This is a genomic window from Nannocystis exedens, from assembly GCF_002343915.1.
GTDB lineage: Bacteria > Myxococcota_A > Polyangia > Nannocystales > Nannocystaceae > Nannocystis > Nannocystis exedens.
This window is the reverse complement of the sequence record NZ_NETK01000001.1, coordinates 3,772,034-3,790,687: the sequence shown is the minus strand read 5'-3', so window position 1 is coordinate 3,790,687 and position 18,654 is coordinate 3,772,034. Positions and strand designations below refer to the sequence as shown.

16 protein-coding genes are annotated in these 18,654 nt (G+C 73.1%); 14 read left to right on the top strand and 2 right to left on the bottom strand.

Going from position 1 to position 18,654, the window contains the following annotated elements; translation table 11 throughout:
- Positions 1 to 1,453: 1,453 nt before the first annotated feature.
- Both NAEX_RS14825 and fmt read left to right on the top strand, forming a co-directional pair.
- Complete coding sequence (locus NAEX_RS14825; protein ID WP_096328147.1) at positions 1,454 to 2,914, top strand: hypothetical protein; 1,461 nt, start codon at positions 1,454 to 1,456, stop codon at positions 2,912 to 2,914.
- Complete coding sequence (gene fmt / locus NAEX_RS14820; protein ID WP_245913718.1) at positions 2,911 to 3,885, top strand: methionyl-tRNA formyltransferase; 975 nt, start codon at positions 2,911 to 2,913, stop codon at positions 3,883 to 3,885. The genes NAEX_RS14825 and fmt overlap by 4 nt, the downstream gene beginning before the upstream one ends.
- Positions 3,886 to 4,350: 465 nt before the next feature.
- On the opposite strand, the gene NAEX_RS14815 is transcribed toward fmt, so the two are convergent.
- Positions 4,351 to 6,249 carry a TolB family protein gene (locus NAEX_RS14815; RefSeq protein WP_143141204.1) on the bottom strand — a complete coding sequence of 633 codons (1,899 nt, stop codon included), beginning with the start codon at positions 6,247 to 6,249 and terminating at the stop codon, positions 4,351 to 4,353.
- A gap of 140 nt (positions 6,250 to 6,389) precedes the next feature.
- Here NAEX_RS14815 and NAEX_RS14810 point away from each other — a divergent pair, with 140 nt between their 5' ends.
- Together NAEX_RS14810 and ppx are read left to right on the top strand one after the other, a co-directional pair.
- The gene (locus NAEX_RS14810; RefSeq protein ID WP_096328144.1) at positions 6,390 to 6,818 is read left to right on the top strand and encodes an amphi-Trp domain-containing protein; all 429 of its coding nucleotides are present in this window, start codon (positions 6,390 to 6,392) and stop codon (positions 6,816 to 6,818) included.
- A gap of 687 nt (positions 6,819 to 7,505) precedes the next feature.
- On the top strand, positions 7,506 to 9,023 hold the full coding sequence (gene ppx, locus NAEX_RS14805) for an exopolyphosphatase (RefSeq protein WP_096328143.1): 1,518 nt from the start codon (positions 7,506 to 7,508) through the stop codon (positions 9,021 to 9,023).
- Positions 9,024 to 9,360: 337 nt separating this feature from the next.
- Here the strand turns inward: ppx and glpK are convergent, their stop codons facing one another.
- On the bottom strand, positions 9,361 to 10,845 hold the full coding sequence (gene glpK / locus NAEX_RS14800) for a glycerol kinase GlpK (protein ID WP_096328142.1): 1,485 nt from the start codon (positions 10,843 to 10,845) through the stop codon (positions 9,361 to 9,363).
- A 367-nt stretch (positions 10,846 to 11,212) separates the two neighbouring features.
- Here glpK and NAEX_RS14795 point away from each other — a divergent pair, with 367 nt between their 5' ends.
- From NAEX_RS14795 to accC, 10 genes are all read left to right on the top strand, one after another.
- Positions 11,213 to 11,659, top strand: a complete 447-nt coding sequence (locus tag NAEX_RS14795; protein ID WP_096328141.1) for a helix-turn-helix transcriptional regulator — start codon at positions 11,213 to 11,215, stop codon at positions 11,657 to 11,659.
- 100 nt (positions 11,660 to 11,759) lie between these two features.
- On the top strand, positions 11,760 to 12,806 hold the full coding sequence (pilM, locus tag NAEX_RS14790; protein WP_096328140.1) for a type IV pilus assembly protein PilM: 1,047 nt from the start codon (positions 11,760 to 11,762) through the stop codon (positions 12,804 to 12,806).
- Entirely contained in the window at positions 12,803 to 13,357 is a 555-nt protein-coding gene (locus NAEX_RS50175) for a hypothetical protein (protein WP_170135731.1), read from the top strand. The genes pilM and NAEX_RS50175 overlap by 4 nt, the downstream gene beginning before the upstream one ends.
- Before the next feature lie 8 nt (positions 13,358 to 13,365).
- Positions 13,366 to 13,983 (top strand): type 4a pilus biogenesis protein PilO, encoded by a 618-nt coding sequence (gene pilO, locus NAEX_RS14785; RefSeq protein WP_170135730.1) that lies wholly within the window; start codon positions 13,366 to 13,368, stop codon positions 13,981 to 13,983.
- 17 nt (positions 13,984 to 14,000) lie between these two features.
- Complete coding sequence (locus NAEX_RS14780) at positions 14,001 to 14,567, top strand: shikimate kinase (protein WP_170135729.1); 567 nt, start codon at positions 14,001 to 14,003, stop codon at positions 14,565 to 14,567.
- Between the two features lie 116 nt (positions 14,568 to 14,683).
- A complete protein-coding gene (locus NAEX_RS14775) occupies positions 14,684 to 15,742 on the top strand; it encodes a 3-dehydroquinate synthase (RefSeq protein ID WP_170135728.1) in 1,059 nt (352 codons plus the stop codon).
- A 111-nt stretch (positions 15,743 to 15,853) separates the two neighbouring features.
- On the top strand, positions 15,854 to 16,204 hold the full coding sequence (locus tag NAEX_RS14770; RefSeq protein WP_096328136.1) for a roadblock/LC7 domain-containing protein: 351 nt from the start codon (positions 15,854 to 15,856) through the stop codon (positions 16,202 to 16,204).
- Between the two features lie 7 nt (positions 16,205 to 16,211).
- A complete protein-coding gene (aroQ, locus tag NAEX_RS14765) occupies positions 16,212 to 16,667 on the top strand; it encodes a type II 3-dehydroquinate dehydratase (protein WP_096328135.1) in 456 nt (151 codons plus the stop codon).
- Between the two features lie 39 nt (positions 16,668 to 16,706).
- Complete coding sequence (gene accB / locus NAEX_RS14760; RefSeq protein WP_096328134.1) at positions 16,707 to 17,222, top strand: acetyl-CoA carboxylase biotin carboxyl carrier protein; 516 nt, start codon at positions 16,707 to 16,709, stop codon at positions 17,220 to 17,222.
- Positions 17,222 to 18,649, top strand: a complete 1,428-nt coding sequence (gene accC, locus NAEX_RS14755; protein ID WP_096328133.1) for an acetyl-CoA carboxylase biotin carboxylase subunit — start codon at positions 17,222 to 17,224, stop codon at positions 18,647 to 18,649. Before accB ends, accC begins: the two co-directional genes overlap by 1 nt.
- Positions 18,650 to 18,654 lie beyond the last annotated feature (5 nt).

Here is an 18,654-nt window from a genome sequence, read left to right as displayed (position 1 = left end):
GCCCGCAGCGTCGGACCCCAGCGCGGGCCCGGGAGAGCCGCGCCGGTCGGGAGCGGGTCGGGTCGAGGCGGAGGACGAGCTGTTCCAGGGGACAGGCACGGGCCGCGGCTCGTGGATGCCGTGGACCGGCCGGCGCGTGGGCGAAGGGCTGGCCCGAGGGACAGGTTCGGCGCAGGACCTGCGGGCGCGAGCCGGTGAGGACGAGCCGGGGCCCGGAGCCGGGGCAGGACGCGTCGAGGAGACGATCGAGTTGACGCGCGGGTCGCGGGCGCGGGAGCGCGTCGGTGGTGAGGCGGACGACGGCGAGCCTTCGCGGCTTCGACGAGGCGCGAGCGCTGCGAGCGAAGAAGACGAGCTGGCGCAAGGGACAGGTACGCGGCGGGGGTCGTGGGGTGCGCCGGGCGAGGAGGAGCTGGCGCGAGGGGCAGGTGCGCGGCGAGGGTCATGGGGCGCGCGGGGCGAGGAGGAGCTGGCGCGAGGGACAGGTGCGCGGCGAGGAGCGTGGAGCGTCCCGGGTGAGGAAGCGGAGCTGGCGCGAGGGACAGGTGCGCCGCGAAGATCGTGGAGCGCCCCGGGCGAGGAAGCGGAGGCGCTGGCGCAAGGGACAGGTGCCGGACGCAGCGAGCGGACGGAGGAGCTGGTGCGCGAGCGGCCGCGACGGCCGGCTCCGCAGGCCGGGGAAGTCGCGGCGGTGGAGCCGAGCGGAGCGGCGAGGAGCGGGCAGACCGAGGCGCTTCGCGGCTCGTGGGGGCGGGGCGAGCGCGTGAATCCGGGGCCCCGTGAAGAGTCCGCGCCGTCGGGCCGAGGTCGTCGCCCCGGACGATTCGTCGTCGACGCCGAGAGGACGAGCGAGTTGACGGCAGGGCGGCCGCAGGAAGAGCGATCGAGCTCGCTCGGACGACCGGTGCGCGAGGAGGAGGCGCCCGGTGGCCGCCGCGTGGGGCGGTTCGTGGTCGACGGAGGAGCGGCGACGGAGCCGCCGCGAGGGGAGCGAGCGAGCTCGCGGTTGGAACCGGGGCGACGTGAGGAGGAGACGAGCGGAGGCCGTCGCGCCGGGCGGTTCGTGGTCGAGGGGGAGGGCGTGTCCGAACGCCGGGGCCTTGCGCCGCGCGTCGTGGACCATTCTCCCGAGAACGGCAGCGGGGGCCGGGCGCAGGAGGTGCGGCTGTCTCGGGGGACAGGTGCGGCGAGCGGGGGCCCCGCGGCGGAAGGAGCCGGAGGAGCGGCGACCGCAGGCCGGGCGGAGTGGCCGGGCGAGGGGCGGACTCGTGAGAGCGATCCGAGGCGCGCCGGGCGGTTCGCCGACGGCGAGGGGCGGTCTGGTGAGAGCGATCCGAGGCGCGCCGGGCGGTTCGCCGACGGCGAGGGGCGGTCTGGTGAGAGCGATCCGGGGCGCGCCGAGCGGCTCGCCGACGGCGAAGAGCTGTCTCGTGAGACAGGTAAAAGGCGGTTCGTGGAGCCGTCGCCAGGCGCACAGGCCCGGCGGTTCGCGCTCGGCGAGGAGGAGGACGAGGGGCTGTCTCGCGGGGTGGGTTCGCAGCGGGCCGGACGGGTCGCGCGGGACAACGGGGAGCCTGCGCGCGAGGGGGCCCGCGAGGCGCTCGCGGGCGCCGAGCCGGACGGGCGTGAGGCCGAGGAGGCGACGGTCGTGTTGCCCTCGCGCCACTGGTCGCGCCGGTCGTCGGACCGCGGCGCGCCGCCGCAGCGCGAGCTGTCCCGAGAGACATGGCCAGTTCGACATGTCCCGGAGGACACAGCGCGCTCGGGGCGGCACGGGGTGCGCGAAGCCACCGAGGAGCTGTCTCTCACGCCAGGCGCGGCGGGAGGGGCTCCGGTCGCAGGGCCTCCTCGCGTCCAGGAGCAGCCGCCGCGGCTGTCCCCGGAGACGGCCGGTCTCGCGGGCGAGGCGCCGCTGGCGGGGGCCCAGACGCGCGGCGAATCGGACGCGCCGGCGCTGCTGGCCGAGCTGCGCCGCGAGCGGTTCACCGGCGGTTTGCGCGTGGCGGCCAGCGGCGCGCCGGAGCGGCGGCTGTGGTGGTCCGAGGGACAGGTGATCGGCGGCGCGAGCTCGGCCCCCGGCGAGTCGGTGCTGGGCCGCCTGGCGGCCCGCGGGCTCCTGAGCCCGACGCACCTCGAGCTGGCGGCGCGCTGGGGCACCGGCGACCCGCGGCGCGACGTCGAACGCCTGGCCCAGTCGGGCCTGATCAAACCGCAGGAGATGCGCGAGGCGCTGCGCGAGCCGGTGCGCCGGATCGTCGAGCGGATCGCCGAGAGCGGGAGCGTGGCGTGGGGCCTCTACCCGGGCGAAGCCCCGGCGGTCGCGGTCGAGCTCGGGGTGCCGCTGGCGGCGATGATCGCCGGCGGGGTCCAGCGCGGAGCGACGCTGTCGCAGCTGCGCGTGGCCGTGAACGACGACCGCAAGCCGCGGCTGGCGTTCGCCGGGCCGGAGGCGCTGGCGGCGGAGCTGCGCTGGCCGGCGGTCGGGGCGGTGACGGAGCGCTTCGACGGACAGACCCGCGTCGGCGAGCTGATCGCGGCGGCTGTGGCCGACGAGGCGGTGATCCGCGGGGTGGTGTACGTGCTCGAGCTGCTGGGGCACCTGGCGCCGGAGATCGACGATCCGGCGGCGACCTTGACCGCGCTCGACCGCCAACGCGTGCGCGAGCGCCTGCGACTGGCGCGCGAGAGCGACTACTTCGCGTTGCTCGGCCTGCCGCGCGAGGCGTCGCGAGCCGACGTGCTGCGCGCTCACGCGGACTTGACGGCGACGTTCTGTGAGAGCCTCGAGCCCGACAGTCGGGTCGAGTTGGCAGAGGAGATCGAGGAGCTGCTGGCGGCCCTCGACGAGGCGCGCGACGTGCTCTCCGACGACGCGCTGCACAGCGCCTATCTGGCGCAGATCGGGGCGTCGTGAGCGGATCTTCGCGGCTTCGTGCGGTGTTCATGGGCTCGCCCGACTTTGCGGTGCCGAGCCTCGAGGCGGTCGCTCGCACGTGCGAGCTGGTGCTGGCGGTGACGCAGCCGGACAAGCCGGCAGGGCGCGGCCGCAAGCTGATGCCGCCGGCGGTCAAGGAGGCGGCGCAGCGCCTGGGCGTGCCGGTCAGTCAACCAGTCAAGGTGCGCGACGGCACGCTGGCGGCGCAGCTGCAGGCGCTGGCGCCGGACGTGATCGTGGTGACGGCGTACGGGCGGATCTTGCCGCGCGCGATCCTCGAGGTGCCGCGGCACGGCTGCATCAACGTGCATGCGTCGCTGCTGCCCCGCTGGCGCGGCGCGGCGCCGATCCAGCGCGCGGTGCTGGCCGGCGATCGCGAGACCGGGGTGGCGATCATGCAGATGGAAGAGGGGCTCGACACCGGGCCGGTGTTCCGCGCGGCGCGGACCCCGATCGCGCCGGAGGAGACGAGCGGCGAGCTGTTCGTCCGCCTGGCGACGCTCGGCGGCGACCTGCTGGCCGCGTTCCTCGGCGAGTTCCCCGACGTGCCGCCGCCGACGCCGCAAGACGCGGCCCTGGCGACGCTGGCGCCGATCTTGCGCAAGGAAGAAGGGGTGGTCGATTGGACATGGTCTTCGGAGCATGTCATCAACCACGTGCGCGGGATGGACCCGTGGCCGGCCGCGGTCACCGGGCGCGAGGGAGTACCCGTCAAACTCTACCGCGCCGGTCCGTCGTCGCTGCCCCGGCCCGAAGACGCGCGCCCGGGCGAGGTGCTGGCGGTCGACCGCGCCGGCCTGCACGTGGCCTGCGGCGACGGAGTGGTGCGGATCGCGGAGGTCCAGGCCGCCGGCGCCAAGCGCATGCCGGCTCAGGCCTACGCCGCCGGCAAACCATTCAATAAGAGGGGCGACGGGTTCTCGGCGCCGCCGCGCTCTGAGACGGAGTGAGATGTCCCCGGGGGCATGTGACGGCCGGCGCGTCCGTGCGGGGTGCTGGCTGTCTGGAAGGACAGGTCGGGCTCTGTGAGGGCGGGGCTGCCGGTCCCGGGCGGCGCGTGGGCGGGCCCGGTGGTCACAGGGAATTGCAGAGGACGGTGTACCAGCGGACCGGTTCGACGAAGCCGTGGAGCACGAGGACGTCGCCCGTGCCCTGGTAGACGGTGAGCAGGCGACCGTGGTGGTACGACCCGGCCCGCGGCGGGGTGCCCTGGTAGGTGATCGGGTCGCCGCCGAGGGGACGACGATGAGGGCCTCGTCGGCGCCGACGGTCAAGTCGGCGTGGACGGCGGCGTCGGGCGGGCTCAGGAGGCTCGAGCGGCCGGCGCTGGCGTCGACGAGCGGTCTCGCAGGTGTACTCACGGACATGCGCGAAGGGACATGTCCTTCGCGCATGTCCAGGCCGCCAAGAAGAAATCACTCGCCGGCGGGGACGCTGCGGGCGGTGGTCAGGGTCCAGTTGGTCTTCTCGATCGGGAAGCGGGTGCGGAACACGACCGTCTTGCCGTCGGCGCTGAACATGGGCGTGTGGTCCTCGAGCTCGTTGCGGGTCAGCGCGCGCACCTGGCCGCCGGCGAGCGGGACGACGTGGATCTCGAGGTCGCCGGCGAAGGCGACCAGGCGGCCGTCGACCGAGACGACGGGGTCGTGGGTGCGGAGCTCGTTGACGAGGGGCGTGAAGCTCCAGCCGCGGGTGTCGATCGGGACGACGAGCGGCTCCATGCCGTCGCGCACCTCCGCCGGCAGCGGGGCCTTTTCGGCCGCGGCGATGGCGTCGGCGAACAGCTGGGCGGCCGGCGCGGGGGCGTCGACGCGGAACAGCTGCTCGCCGCGCTCGGAGCCCCACGCGCGTACGAGCAGCCGCGCGCCCTGCGGGCCGGGCGGAGCGTAGGCGACCTGCTGCAGCTCGACGGCGGCGTCGAAGTTCTGGGCGTCGAGGCGCAGCGCGCGGTCGGGGCGGCTGGCGCTGTAGAAGTGGAGGGAGGGGTGGTAGTAGCCGTTGCTGTCGGCGAAGGTGTCGTTGGCGATGCCGACGAGGATGTCGTCGTCGAGCCAGACGGGCAGCGAGAAGGTGGCCTTGCCGGTGCGCACGAGGTCGGTGGCGACCTCGTCGCCGGGCTTGACGAGCGAGACGACGCCCTCGCCGTTGCTGTTGTTGACCCGCGCGACGCGACCGCTCCGGTGCGGCTCGCCCGGATCCTCGCCGCGCGCGATCGGGACGGTGATCTCGCCGAGCGCGGAGAAGTTGCAGCCGCCGCTCTCGAGCTTGAACAGCCGCGAGCGCCCGGTCTCGTGGATCAGGAGGACGTCGCCCTGCGGCGAGGTGCGGAACAGCGGGGCGCGGCCGCTCTCCTCGAGCGAGCCCTCGAGCAGGCCGGTGCAGGGGACGCGGCCGGCGACCGGGTCGGCGCCGGCCGGGACGTAGAAGAAGCCCCAGGTGCTGGCGAGCTCGAGGTCGGCGTTGAAGCCGGTGCTGCTCGAGAAATTGGCCTTGCGCGTCATCAGGAGGGTGCCGCCGTCGGCGAGCGCGATCGGGTGGACGCTCTCCTGGACGCCGCCGAGGAGGGTCGGCTTGGGGTCGCCCTGCTCCTTGTCGACGAGCAGGACGCGGGCCTTGTCGGCGATCTTGGCGACGGTGGCCTCGGCGGCCTTGATGGCGTCGATGGCGTCGATGCCCTCCTGGACCTTGGTGCGCAGGACGATGACGTCGGGTCCGTTCTTGGGGTCGTCGCGCAAGGTGCTGGCGAGCGGCTCCTGGGCGAACAGGGCGCTCAGGAGATCGAGCTCGGGGCCGTTCATGAACTCCGAGGGCTCGGCGTTGACGGTGAGCTTGTGCGGGAAGGCGTAGTCGCCGGCGCTGACGACGGCGAAGCGGTGGTGCTTGGCGAAGGTCGGGACGCCGCCCTCGATGTCGAGGCCGCTGAAGTCGAGCGAGGCCGGATCTTCGAAGGCGACGAAGGCGAAGCCGGCCCAGTCGGCCAGCTTGAGCACGGCCGCCGGCCCGTCTTCCTTGGCCTCCGGGACCTTCTCGCGCAGCTCGTCGACCATGGTCTTGAGCCGGCCCTCCTGGGCGACGAAGCCCCACTTCTCGAGGTAGGGCTTGTAGCGCCAGTTGGCGGCCGGGACGACGAGGACCCGCTCGGCCTGCTCGTCGTTGCCGATCGGCTTCGGGCGCTGGTTCCACCACACGAGCCCGCCGGCGGTGGCGAGCAGGGCGGCGAGCGCGACGAACTTGCCGCGGTGACTGCGGCGCAAGACGTCGAGGTCGCTCGCAGAACGATCGGGGGAGGCGGAGCGGTCGGGGGAGCCAGCCATGAGCGCGAGCTTCGCACAAGACGAGGGCCGGATCATGCCGGTTTCGGCCGGCTGCTCGGCCCGGCAGCCGGCGCCTTGCTGCGACAAATCGGCCGTGGCAAGGTGAGCCCCCCCGGCCACATCGTGGGAGGAGCCCGGAGATGAAGAGCTCACGCCAGGAATTGAAGATCGACGGCGCGGTCGAGGTGCCTCATGTCATCGCCTACCTCGAACAACTGGTGACGGCGCTCAAGTCCGGGGCGGTCCGCGTGCATCGCGGGGCGGAGCAGGTGGTCCTCGGACCGCGCGGGGTGGTCGGCTTTTCGCTCGCGGCGTCCGACAAGGGCAAGCGGCAGAAGCTGTCGCTCGAGCTGTCGTGGCGCAAGTTCGCCGCCCCCGACGCCGACCTCGACCTGGTCATCGGGCCAGCCGCCGAGCTGCCGCCGGCGCCCGAAGTGCCCGCTGACGCGAGCGAACTGCCGCCGACGCTCGACGGCGCGGCCGAGTCCGCTGCCAAGGCGACGGCCGAGTCGGACAGCGAGAGCCCGGTGCCGACGCCGGGCGAAGTCGTGCTCGGCGAGGCCGATTGAGTTCGCGGAGGTCTCGAGCGCGGGCCGAGTCGCAAGCGCCCGGCGAGGCCGGTCTCGGTGCGGCCGACGAATCGAAGAATGTAAAGAAGGTCTCCGGCGCGACGGATTCGCGGACGCCGGGCGAAGCCTCCACCAGCCCGTCGCGGCCGACTCCGGACGATCCGCGACGCTCGGTCTCGGCGCGGTCGAACACCTTCGCGAAGGCCTCCGACGCGGGCTGATTTTTACGGGCCCCGGGCGAGGTCGGTCTCGGCGCGGTCGAACACCTTCGCGAAGGCCTCCGACGCGGGCTGATTTTTACGGGCCCCGGGCGAGGTCGGTCTCGGCGCGGTCGAACACCTTCGCGAAGGCCTCCGACGCGGACCGATTCGCGGGCGCCGGGCGAGGTCGTCCTCGGCGCGGTCGGCCCCTCTCATGAAACATCCGGCGCGGATTGATTTCGCGGGCGCCGGCGAGGCCGTCCTCGGCAGGGCCGACCGATTTCGCGGCCCGTCAGCGAGGCCCATCGAGGCTCGCCGGTCTCGCCCGCGGCTCGTCGCCGAGCTCGCCGGCGCCCGTCGTCCGCGTCGCGCGCGGGCCGAAGGCGCAGGCCGTCGGAACCTCCGCAGCGGTGCGCCCGAGCCGCGGCTCGTCGCCGGCGGACGCGCTTGCGCGCCGGCATGCGCGGCCGTATGGTCGCCCACCGCCATGAACGAGCCGACAACGCCGGTCACCGATTCCGACAGCGTCGCCGCGGTCGACCTCGGCTCGAACAGTTTTCATATGGTGGTCGGCCGGGTCGTCGACGACACCCACTTCCATATCGTCGACCGCCTGCGCGAGCGCGTGGCCCTGGCGGCCGGGTTCGACGAGCACCACGAGCTGACCGACAAGGTGCAGGAGCGCGCGCTCGCCTGCCTCGAGCGCTTCGGCCAGCGGCTGCGCGAGTTCCCCGAGGGTCGCGTGCGCGCCGTCGGCACCAGCGCGATGCGCCAGGCGAGCAACGCGAAGGCGTTCCTGGCCCGCGCCCAGGCGGCGCTCGGGCACCACATCGAGATCATCGCCGGCAGCGAAGAGGCGCGCCTGATCTACCTCGGGGTGTCGCACACGCTCGCCGACGACCGCGGCCGCCGCCTGGTGATCGACATCGGCGGCGGCAGCACGGAGCTGATCGTCGGCGAGCGCTTCGAGCCGATCCGCATGGACAGCCTCGGCATGGGCTGCGTCGGCTACAGCCTGCGCTTCTTCGTCGACGGCAAGATCCGCGCGGAGGACTTCCGCAAGGCCGAGATCGCCGCGCGCCTCAAGCTCGAGCCGATCGAGCGCCGCTACCTCGAGGCGAACTGGGAGAACTGCGTCGGCTCGAGCGGCACGATCACGGCGGTCGACGCGATCCTGCGCGCCAACGGCTGGAGCGACCGCGGGATCACGGCGGCCGGGCTGCGCCAGCTCAAGAAGGCGCTGATCGCCGCGGGCAACATCCACAAGATCGCGGGGCTCGCCGGGGTGCAGGCCGACCGCGCGCCGGTGCTGCCGGGCGGGGTGGCGATCCTGCTGGCGCTGTTCGAGGGCCTGCAGATCGAGCACATGGCGATCTCGACCGGGTCGATGCGCGAGGGGCTGCTGTACGACCTGCTGGGCCGGATCCGCCACGAAGACGTGCGCGACCAGACGATCCGCCAGCTGTGCCAGCGCTACAACGTCGACATGGCCCAGGCCGGCCGCGTCGAGCGCCTGGCGCTGCACTGCTTTCATCAGGTTCGCGAGGCCTGGGGCCTCGACCCGGAGGTCGGGCAACAGCTGGTCGGCTGGGCCGCGCGCTTGCACGAGATCGGGCTGTCGGTCGCGTTCTCCGGCTACCACAAGCACAGCGCGTATCTGGTCGCCAACTCCGACATGCCGGGCTTCTCGCGCGCCGACCAGGAGCTGCTGGCGGCGATGCTGCTCGGGCAGCGCAAGCGCCTCACGCGCGAGGTGTTCGCCGGCCTGCCGAACAGCGAGGCCGAGCTCGCCAAGTCGCTGACGATCTGCCTGCGGGTCGCGCTCCGCCTGGCCCGCAGCCGCAGCCCCACGCCGCTGCCGCCGTTCACCGCGACGGCCCGCCGCGGCGCGCTCGAGCTCGGGTTCCTCCCCGACTGGATCGAGGCCCACCCGCTGACCTTCGCCGACCTGCTCGAAGAGGGCGAGAAGCTGCGCGAGATCGGCTTCGAGCTCCGCGTCCGCTGACGCGCCGCGAGCCGCGCCCCGCGGGTCATGCCGGGTCTACGCGCGCCTGGCTTTCAGGGCATGTTTTTCAGACGAGGTCGGCTTCGAGCACCGCGTTTGCTGGCGCGCCCGAGCCCGCTGCCGTGATGATGCCCGGGTTCACTGCACGACGGCCGCAGGTCCGCCGCGTCTCCGCGCATCTGGCTTTCAGGGCATGTTCCTCGAACGAGGTCGGCATCGAGCTCCGCGCCGCGAGTCCGACGCGCAGCGCTCGATGAGAGCGTGGTGGCGGCGGCCCGGCCGGTCCGCCGCATCTCGAGGAACCTAGCTTAGGAACCTAGCTTTTAGAGCATGTCCTTCAGGCCAGGGCGACGGCGCGCTCCCAGTTGCTGCGCAGGGTCGCCAGGGCGGTGGTCGGCGGGCTCGGGGTGAAGGCGCGGTCCTGCTGCCAGGCGGCCGCGAGGGCGCCGGTGTCGGACCAGATGCCGGCGCCGAGGCCGGCGAGGAAGACGGCGCCGAGCGCGGTGGCCTCGAGCATGGTGGGCCGGGCGATCGGGACGCCGAGGAGGTCGGCCTGAAGCTGCATGAGGAGGTCGTTGGCCGCGGCCCCGCCGTCGACCTTGAGGGCCTTGAGCGGCGCGCCGATGTCGGCGCTCATGGCGCGGAGCAGGTCGGCGATCTGCAAGGCGATGCCCTCGAGCGCGGCGCGAGCGATGTGCGCGCGGGTGGTGCCGCGGGTGATCCCGCTGATCAGGCCGCGCGCGTGCGGCCGCCAGTAGGGCGCGCCGAGGCCCGCGTGCGCAGGCACGAGGACGACGCCGCCGCTGTCCGGCACGCTGGCGGCGAGGGCCTCGATCTCGCTGGCCTTGAGGACGAAGCCGAGGCCGTCACGCAGCCACTGCACGACCGCGCCGGCCATGAAGGCGCTGCCCTCGAGGCAGTAGGTGGTGCGCTCGCCGATCTGCCAGCCGACCGTGGTGAGGAGGCCGTGGCGCGAGGCGACCGGGGTGTCGCCGGTGTTGAGCACGGCGAAGGCGCCCGTGCCGTAGGTGCACTTGGCCTCGCCGGGCCCGAAGCAGGCCTGGCCGAACAGGGCGGCCTGCTGGTCGCCGGCGATGCCGTGGATCGGGATGCCGTCCGGCAGGCCGGGCACGCCGCAGGTCTCGCCGAAGCGAGCGGTGCACGGGAGGACGCGCGGCAAGATCGCCGCGGGCACCCGCAGGAGGGCGCACAGCTCCTCGTCCCAGCCGCCGCCCTTGAGCGGCCAGAGCAGCGTGCGCGAGGCGTTGCTCGGCTCCGACACGTGCGCCGCGCCGGCGGTCAGCCGCCACACGAGGTAGGTGTCGATGGTGCCGGCCCGAAGCTCGCCGGCCTCGGCGCGCGCGCGGGCGCCGGGCACGTGGTCGAGGACCCACGCCAGCTTGGTCGCCGAGAAGTAGGGGTCGAGCAGCAGCCCGGTGCGCGCACGGATGAGGTCCTCGTGGCCGGCGGCGCGGAGCGACTCGCAGGTGTCGGCGGTGCGCCGGTCCTGCCACACGAGCGCGCGGTGCAGCGGCCGTCCGTCGCTGCGGTCCCACAGCAGGCTGGTCTCGCGCTGGTTGGTGATGCCGATGGCGGCGATCCGCGCCGGCGCCACGCCGCTCGTCTGCAGCACCTCGGCGACGGCCGCGAGGACCGAGGCGTACAGCTCCTCGGGGTCGTGCTCGACCCACCCGGGCTGCGGAAAGTGCTGTGGGAACTCCCGAGTCGCGCGCGCCAGCACGCGGAGCTGCGGGTCGACGAGCAAGCAGGTGCTGCCGGTGGTCCCCTGGTCGATGGCGAGGATCAAGTCTGCGGTGGTCACGGCGCCGGGAGCGTATCATCCGCGCGCATCGCGGCGCCGGAGCCGGCGGCCTCGGCATTGGCCGGCACGACCCAGGGAGATCTGCCCCAACCCCCCGCGTGCGTGGACGCGCGCGCGGCAGTTGCGCGAGTGGGCAAAATCGCACATACGCCATGGACCGCGACCTGTGGCCCCGCAGCTCCCTTCAGAGGCGTTTTCACCTAGCTCGGAGGGGCGGTGACGGGCATCGCTCGGATCGCTACAAAGACCTATCAAATCCCTATCACTAACATTCACTTACGTATCACTGAGACGGTCCGGCCACGTTGACGAACCCCTTGCCGGGGCTGACAATGTGTAGGAAAGCGTAGCCCGACCGGCCAGCCCCATGACCGCGACCCCGAAGCAGGAGCTCCCCGCTCCGCCGCCGCAGCAAGCCGCTCCCGCGGACACAGCCGAGCTGTACACCCGCGCCGACGTGCCGCGCGAGCGCGACGCAGACGAAGGCGACGGGGTCGGCGAGCCCGCGAACACCTCCGAGGTCGAGGCGCCGGCGCCGAAGCGAGCCCGCAAGGCTCCCGCCGCCGAGACCGGGGCCGCCAACGCCAAGGCGAAGGGCGGCGTGCAGCCCAACAACGTCCGCAAGCTGCGCCAGGCCGCCATGATGAGCAAGGCCGAGCTCGCGCGACGTGCCGGCGTCAGCCCGCTAACCATCGACCGCGTGGAGTCGGGATGTCCATGCCGCATGGATACCAAGCGCAAGATCCTCGAGGCGCTCGGGCTCAGCCCCTCGGCGCGCGAGCAAGTGTTCGGCCCCGACATCGACCAGGGCTGAGCCGCGTTCGCAGCCGCGTCTCGCCGCGGTCGCCCCATCACTCCCCGTCGCCCCGCGAGCCCGCGCCGCGGCCCGCCGCACGCGAGGCGGCGCTAAACGCATGACCAGGCGCTGCTTCGGCCTCGACCTCGGCACCTCGGCGGTCCGCCTCGTGCAACTGCGACAGGCCCGCTCGGGTCTGCGGGTCGCTCGCTTCGGCGTCGAGCCGCTGGCCCCAGGTTGCATCGAGGACGGCCAGGTCGTCGACCACGAGGCGACCGTCGCCGCGGTCCGGCGCGTGCTCGCGCGCGTGCGACCGCTCGGCCGCGACGTCGCCCTCGCGGTCGCGGGGAACGGCGTCATCATCAAGCGCTTCGCGGTGCCGCAGCTGCGGCCCGAGGCGCTGGTGGCCCAGATCGCGTGGGAGGCCGACCAGATCGTCGCGCCGCAGCAGCGCGGCGAGGTGCTGGTCGACCACACGATCTTGCGCGAGAACCCGGCCACGGGCGAGATCGAGGTGCTGCTCGTGGCGGCCAAGCACGACATCGTCCGCCAGCGCCTGCGCGTGGCCCAGGACTGCGGGCTGCGGCCGGTGGTCGTCGACGCCGCCGCGTTCGCGCTGCACAACTGCGTCGAGGCGGCCCACGGCCTGGTCGGCGGCGAGACGGCGGCGGTGCTGGCGGTCGGCGCGGCGACGTCGACGATCACGATCGTCGCCGACGGGGTGCCGGCGTACGGGCGCGACTTCGGCGCCGGCGGGCGCGACTACGACGCGGCGATCCAGCAAGCCACCGGCGCGAGCGCGAGCGAGGCCGAGGCGCTCAAGCGGCGCGCCGCCGTCGAGCCCGAGGTCGCGGCCCGCCTCGCCGACGTGCTCGCGCCGGTGTCGCGGGCGATCGCCGGCGAGGTCCAGCGCTCGCTCGCGTTCTTCCTCGACTCGACGGTCGCCGAGCCGCTCACGCGCATCTACCTGGCCGGCGGGGCCGCGGCGACTCCGACGCTGGCGCCGGCGCTCGGCGAACGCCTCGGGGCCGCGGTGCAGCGCGTCGAGCCGTTCGCCCGCCTCGCCGTCGACGCCGGCGTCGACGCCGGCGTGCTCGCGGCCGAGGGCGCGGCCGCGGCGCTGGCCTTCGGGCTGGCGCTGCGGCGGGAGGACGACTCGCCTTGATCCGCATCAACCTCCTGCCGAAGGCCCAGCGGCGGCGACGCTTGCGGCTGCGCAGCGGCGCGGTGCTCGGCGGCGCGATGCTGCTCGGCTGGGCTGCGGTGATCGGCACCGGCTACGCGTGGATCGCCGGCCACGGGGCGCGAGCGGCCGAGCTGCGCGAGCGCGCGGCGGAGGTGACCGCGGCGACCCGGCGGCTCGAGAAGAAGCGCGACAACCCGGCCCTGGCCGAGCGCCAGCGGGTGCTGCGGATCCGCCAGGAGGCGCTGGCGCGGCTGCAGGACGCTCGCGGCGCCCCGGCGGCCGCGCTCGCCGAGTTCGCGGCGCTGTTCGAGCCGGCCGGCGCGGCGCTGCGGCCGCTCGAGGCCCACGCCGCCCACCTCGGCGTGTGGCGGGTCGAGGGCCTCGCCCGCGACGTCGCCGCGCTCACCGAGTTCGTCGCCCGCGTCCGCCGCGAGGCGGAGTTCCACCTGTCCTATGGGCCAGAATACGCCCGCGCCGCCGACGGCAGCCTGCGCTTCCGCCTCGACCTCGAGGCCGCGCCGAACCAGTGAGACGTCCCGTGCTGTCGCCCGAGAGCCTCACGCGCCTGTCCGTCCTGCAGACGCTCCTCGTCTGGGTGCTCGGCGCCAGCGTCACGGCGATCGTCGGCTACGCGTTCTTTTACGTGCCGGCGCGGGCCGACCTGCTCGCCGCCCGCAACGAGCTCGCGGCCGCCGAGGCGCGGCAGCGGCAGGTCGCGCAGGAGCTGGACGAGCAGCAGGCCTTCGCCGCGGCGCTGGCCGGCGACGAGGAGGCGCTGACGCGGGCGCTGGCGACGACCCCCGGCGCCGCGGGCGATCGGGCCGACCTGCTCTTCATCGTCCCCGAGCTGGCGCGCGCGTCGGGCCTCGCCATCGAGCGCTGGCAGCCGCTGCCCGACGAGCCCGCGGGCGAGTGGGGCGTGCGCTCGCCGGTGCGGGTCGACGCCCGCGGCAGCTGGGACGCGCTGGTCGGTTTCGTCGCCGCGCTCGCCGAATTGCCCGAGACCGTCGTCATCGACGAGCTCGTGCTGCGCTGGCCCGACGCCGCCGAGGCGCTGGAGATCTCCTTTCGCGCCGGCGCGCTGCGGGTCCGCGCCGAGCTCGCCGAGCCGCCCGCGCGCTCGACCGCGCCGGCCGAGGCCCCTGCGACACGCTGATGAGCTCTCTCACCGCCATGAATCCACGCCGTGCAGACGATCCGCAACGACCGCTCTTCCTCACCGGGATGATGGGCGCCGGCAAGTCGACCGTCGGACCTGTCCTGGCCGCCATGTGGGGCGCGCCGTTCATCGACCTCGACCGTCGCATCGAGCGGATCTTCGGCGCGGCGATCCCCGCGCTGTTCGCCCGCGGCGAGGCGCACTTCCGTCGCTGCGAAAAAGCCGCCCTGCAGCTCCTCGTCGGCGAGCCCGGGTTTCGCTCGCGCACCGTCGTGGTCGCCGCGGGTGGCGGGCTCGTCGTCGACCCGGCCAACCGCGCCGCCATGCGCGAAGCCGGCGTCGTGTTCTTCCTCGACGTGCCGGCGGCCGAGTTGGCGCGTCGACTGGGCACCACCTCGATCGGCGGGCGTCCGCTGCTCGGGTCGGACGCGGGCGCGGTCGCGGCGCGCGTCGCCGAGCTCCTTGACAAGCGGAGGTCGGCGTATGAGGAAGCGGACGGAGTTGTCGACGGCAGCGGACCGCCGCAAGATGTGGCGCACCGGTTGCTGACGGCGCTGCCCACCAGCCTCCGCATCCCCTGAGGTCCTGCATGCAAGACAGCGGGTCATCCAGCCAACGCAAGCGCCCTCGGCCCCTGGTGCTCGACGTCCACGTCCCGGCCGAGAGTCGCAGTTATCCGGTGCTGATCGGTCGCGGCATGTTGTCGCGGATCGGCACCGAGCTGCGGCAGCGGCTCGGCGGGGCAAATTCGGTCGCGCTCATCACCGACGCCAACGTGGCGCGGCTGCACGGCGCGGCGGCCCGGTCGGCCCTCGAGGCGCACGGCTTCCAGGTCGTGCCGATCGTCGTTCCTGCGGGCGAGGCCCACAAGAACATGCCGTCGCTGCTCGGCGTGCTCGAGCAGATGATCTCCGGCGGTCTCGGTCGGCGGGACGCCGTGGTGGCGCTCGGCGGCGGAGTCATCGGCGACCTCTCGGGGCTGGCCGCGGCGCTGTTCATGCGCGGGATCCCGATCGTGCAGGTGCCGACCTCGCTGCTGGCGCAGGTCGACGCCTCGGTCGGGGGCAAGGTCGCGGTCGACCTGCCCGGCGCCAAGAACATGGTCGGGGTGTTCCACTTCCCGCTGTTCGTCGCCATCGACCCCGAGGTCCTGAGCTCGCTCCCCGACCGCGAGCTGGCGCAGGGTCTGGCCGAGATGCTCAAGCACGCCCTGCTGTTCTCGGGCGACCACCTCGAGCAGCTGCTCGGCCGGGCCGACGCGATCTACGCCCGCGACGTCGACGTCATCACGCCGCTGGTGGCGACCTCGGTCGGGCTCAAGGCGGCCTGCATCGGCCGCGACCCGTGGGAGCAGGGCGAGGCCGGCAAGGGGCGGGTGCTGCTCAACCTCGGGCACACGATGGCGCACGCGATCGAGGCGGCCTCGAACTACGAGGTGCCGCACGGCGACGCGGTCGCGCTCGGGCTGCGGGCGGCGGCGCGGGTGTCCGAGCTCAAGGGCGTGGCCGAGCCGGGGCTCGAGCCGATGGTCACGCAGGCGCTGGCTCGCCTGCGGTTGCCGCAAGATCTCGACGCGTGGCTGGTCGGGGACCGCGGCGCCGCCGTCGAGCGCGCCCTGGCGGTCGACAAGAAGCGCGTCGGCGGCACCGTGAGTTACGTGGCGTTGGCGCGGGTGGGCGAGCCGCTGGTGTTGCCGCTGACGCCGCGCGAGATCCTGGGCCTGCTGCGGCAGCGGGCGCAAATGCCCGCGGAGTGAGCGCAGGGCCGTGGACGGCCGAGTGTGAAGGCCGCGTTGCGGCCGAGTTGAGGCTTGCCAGAACCGATTTGCTCTGCCAACCTGGCGGCCCGCGCGAGGACTGCGCCAACCATGAAAGACACCCTCAAATCCATCGTCGACAAGATCCCGGGCGCCAAGGGCGCCATCCTGATGGGCTTTGATGGCATCGCCGTCGAGCAGTACGACGGCGGGAGCGGGGCTGACATCGAGAGCATCGCGACCGAGTTCTCGTTCCGGTTCGTCGAGCTGCTCAAGGCCTCGAAGGCGCTCGACCTCGGCGCGCTGACCGACATCACGATCAAGGCGGAGCGCGGCACCCTGCTGGTGCGCTGCCTGTCCGACGATTTCTTCACGATCGTGCTGCTGGGCGACTCGGGGAGCTTCGGCAAGGGCCGCTGGGTGCTGAAGACCGCAGCGCCGGACCTGCTCGCCAGTCTGTAGGCTGCGGATGTCGGCGGCGCCGCGGGTGCTCGTGATTCACGGGCCCAACCTCAACCTGCTGGGCCAGCGCGAGCCGGGCATCTACGGCGCGCAGACCCTGGCCCAGCTCGACGCCTCGCTGCACACGCTGGCGAGTGAACTCGGAGCCGAGTTGACCTGCCGGCAGAGCAACCATGAGGGCGTGATCCTCGACTGGATCCACGCCGCGCACGGCACCGCCGACGGCATCATCATCAATCCGGGCGCCTACACGCACACGAGCGTGGCGATTCAGGACGCGCTGCGTGCGGTGCCCGTGCCGGCGGTCGAGGTCCACCTCAGCAACCTCTACCGCCGCGAGAGCTTGCGCCAGGTATCCATGTCTGGCGTAGCATGTGTCGGCGTCATCATGGGCCTCGGCACTGCCTCCTACCACCTCGCTCTGCGCTACCTCGTAGCCGAGCACACGGCCCGCCCGTCGTGAGCGACGCGCCGGGGACCCTTCGACCCTGACGGAGAGTGCATGTCGTCCGAACCTCGGGATTCGTCTCCACGGCCTGATTCGCTGCCGGACCTGCGGTATGTCCGCGAGCTGGCCAAGGTGCTGCGCCAGAACGACCTCGACGAGATCGAGATCGAGAGCGGAGAGCACCGGGTGCTGCTGCGCCGCAACACCGGCTTCGAGGCCGCGCCCGTGGCGGCGCGCCCGGCCGTCTACGAGGCGCCTGCGGCTGTGCCCGCTGCGGCGCCGGCTGCTGCGGCCGCGGCGCCGGCTGCGCCCGCGACCGCGCCTGCCGCCGGCACCTTCATCACATCGCCGTTCGTCGGCACCTTCTACCGCTCGGCGAGCCCGGACTCGCCCTCGTTCGTCGAGGTCGGCACCACAGTGCAGCGCGGCCAGACCCTCTGCATCGTCGAAGCGATGAAGCTGTTCAACGAGCTCGAGGCCGAGTTCCCGTGCGTGATCGAGGAGATCCTGCTCGACAACGCCAAGCCGGTCGAATACGGGGCCAAGCTGTTCCGGGTCCGCAAGCTCTGATGCCGACGAAGACGCCTCATCCGACCGCGCCGCGGCCCACGCCGCCGCTGAGAGAGATCCGCAAGGTCCTGATCGCCAACCGGGGCGAGATCGCCCTGCGCGTGATCCGGGCCTGCCGCGAGCTGGGGCTCCGCACCGTCGCCGTCTACTCGACCGTCGACGAGCACGCGCTGCACGTGCGGTTCGCCGACGAGGCCGTCTGCATCGGGCCCGGGCCGTCGTCGCAGAGCTACCTCAACATCAAGAACATCATCGCCGCCGCCGAGCTGACCGGCGCCGACGCCGTCCACCCCGGCTACGGCTTCCTGTCCGAGCGGGCCGAGTTCGCCGAGATCGTCCAGAAGTGCAAGCTGACGTTCATCGGGCCCGACCCCGGGCACATGCGCGTCATGGGCGACAAGGTCACCGCGCGCCAGACGATGGAGCGTTCGGGCGTCCCGGTGCTGCCGGGCACGGGCGTGCTGACCAGCGCCGCGCACGCGGTGGCCGAGGCCGAGCGGATCGGCCTGCCGGTCATCCTCAAGGCCTCGGCGGGCGGCGGCGGCCGCGGCATGAAGATCGTCCGCGACATCAAGCTGCTGCCGCAGACCCTGCAGACCGCGCAGGTCGAGGCGCTCAAGGCGTTCGGCTGCGGCGACATGTACCTCGAGCGCTACGTCCAGAGCCCGCGCCACGTCGAGGTCCAGGTCGTCGCCGACCAGCACGGCAACGCCAACCACCTGCTGGAGCGCGAGTGTTCGGTCCAGCGGCGCCACCAGAAGGTCCTGGAGGAGGCGCCCTGCTCGGTCCTCAGCGAGGCCTTGCGGCGGGAGATGTGCGCCGCCGCGGTCGCGGCCGCCAAGGCGATCGGCTACCACTCGCTCGGCACCATCGAGTTCTTGCTCGACGGCGACCGGTTCTACTTCATGGAGATGAATACGCGCGTCCAGGTCGAGCACTGCGTGACCGAGATGATCACCGGCGTCGACCTCGTGCAGGAGCAGATCCGGCTGGCCACGGGCGAGCCGCTGGGGCACCTGATGCGCGAGTTCCGGCCGCGCGGGCACGCCATCGAGTGCCGGATCAACGCCGAGGACCCGATCAAGTTCGTCCCCCAGCCGGGGACGATCTCGGCGCTGCACTTCCCGGGCGGCTACGGGGTCCGGGTCGACAGCCACATGTACCAGGGCATCACGGTTCCGCCCTTCTACGACTCGATGCTGGCCAAGCTCATCGTCCACGCCCCCGACCGCCAGCAGGCGATCCGGCGGATGCAGCGCGCGCTCGGCGAGTGCGTCATCGAGGGCATCCAGACCAATATCCCGCTCCACCGGTGGCTTCTCAAGCAACCGGCGTTCATTAGTGGTAAATACGATACCCACTTCCTCGAGGCGTCGCTCGACCCTGAGGCCGTGCGCGCCGAGGCCGACGCCGAAGCGCAAGGCTGACGGAG

Coding starts and splice junctions, on each gene's coding strand:
- accB (WP_096328134.1), top strand. CDS start 16,707: ATGTCGTCCGAACCTCGGGATTCGTCTCCACGGCCTGATTCGCTGCCG.
- NAEX_RS14810 (WP_096328144.1), top strand. CDS start 6,390: ATGAAGAGCTCACGCCAGGAATTGAAGATCGACGGCGCGGTCGAGGTG.
- NAEX_RS14770 (WP_096328136.1), top strand. CDS start 15,854: ATGAAAGACACCCTCAAATCCATCGTCGACAAGATCCCGGGCGCCAAG.
- NAEX_RS14780 (WP_170135729.1), top strand. CDS start 14,001: ATGAATCCACGCCGTGCAGACGATCCGCAACGACCGCTCTTCCTCACC.
- NAEX_RS14775 (WP_170135728.1), top strand. CDS start 14,684: ATGTTGTCGCGGATCGGCACCGAGCTGCGGCAGCGGCTCGGCGGGGCA.
- ppx (WP_096328143.1), top strand. CDS start 7,506: ATGAACGAGCCGACAACGCCGGTCACCGATTCCGACAGCGTCGCCGCG.
- NAEX_RS14815 (WP_143141204.1), bottom strand. CDS start 6,249: ATGGCTGGCTCCCCCGACCGCTCCGCCTCCCCCGATCGTTCTGCGAGC.
- aroQ (WP_096328135.1), top strand. CDS start 16,212: ATGTCGGCGGCGCCGCGGGTGCTCGTGATTCACGGGCCCAACCTCAAC.
- pilM (WP_096328140.1), top strand. CDS start 11,760: ATGACCAGGCGCTGCTTCGGCCTCGACCTCGGCACCTCGGCGGTCCGC.
- NAEX_RS14795 (WP_096328141.1), top strand. CDS start 11,213: ATGACCGCGACCCCGAAGCAGGAGCTCCCCGCTCCGCCGCCGCAGCAA.
- accC (WP_096328133.1), top strand. CDS start 17,222: ATGCCGACGAAGACGCCTCATCCGACCGCGCCGCGGCCCACGCCGCCG.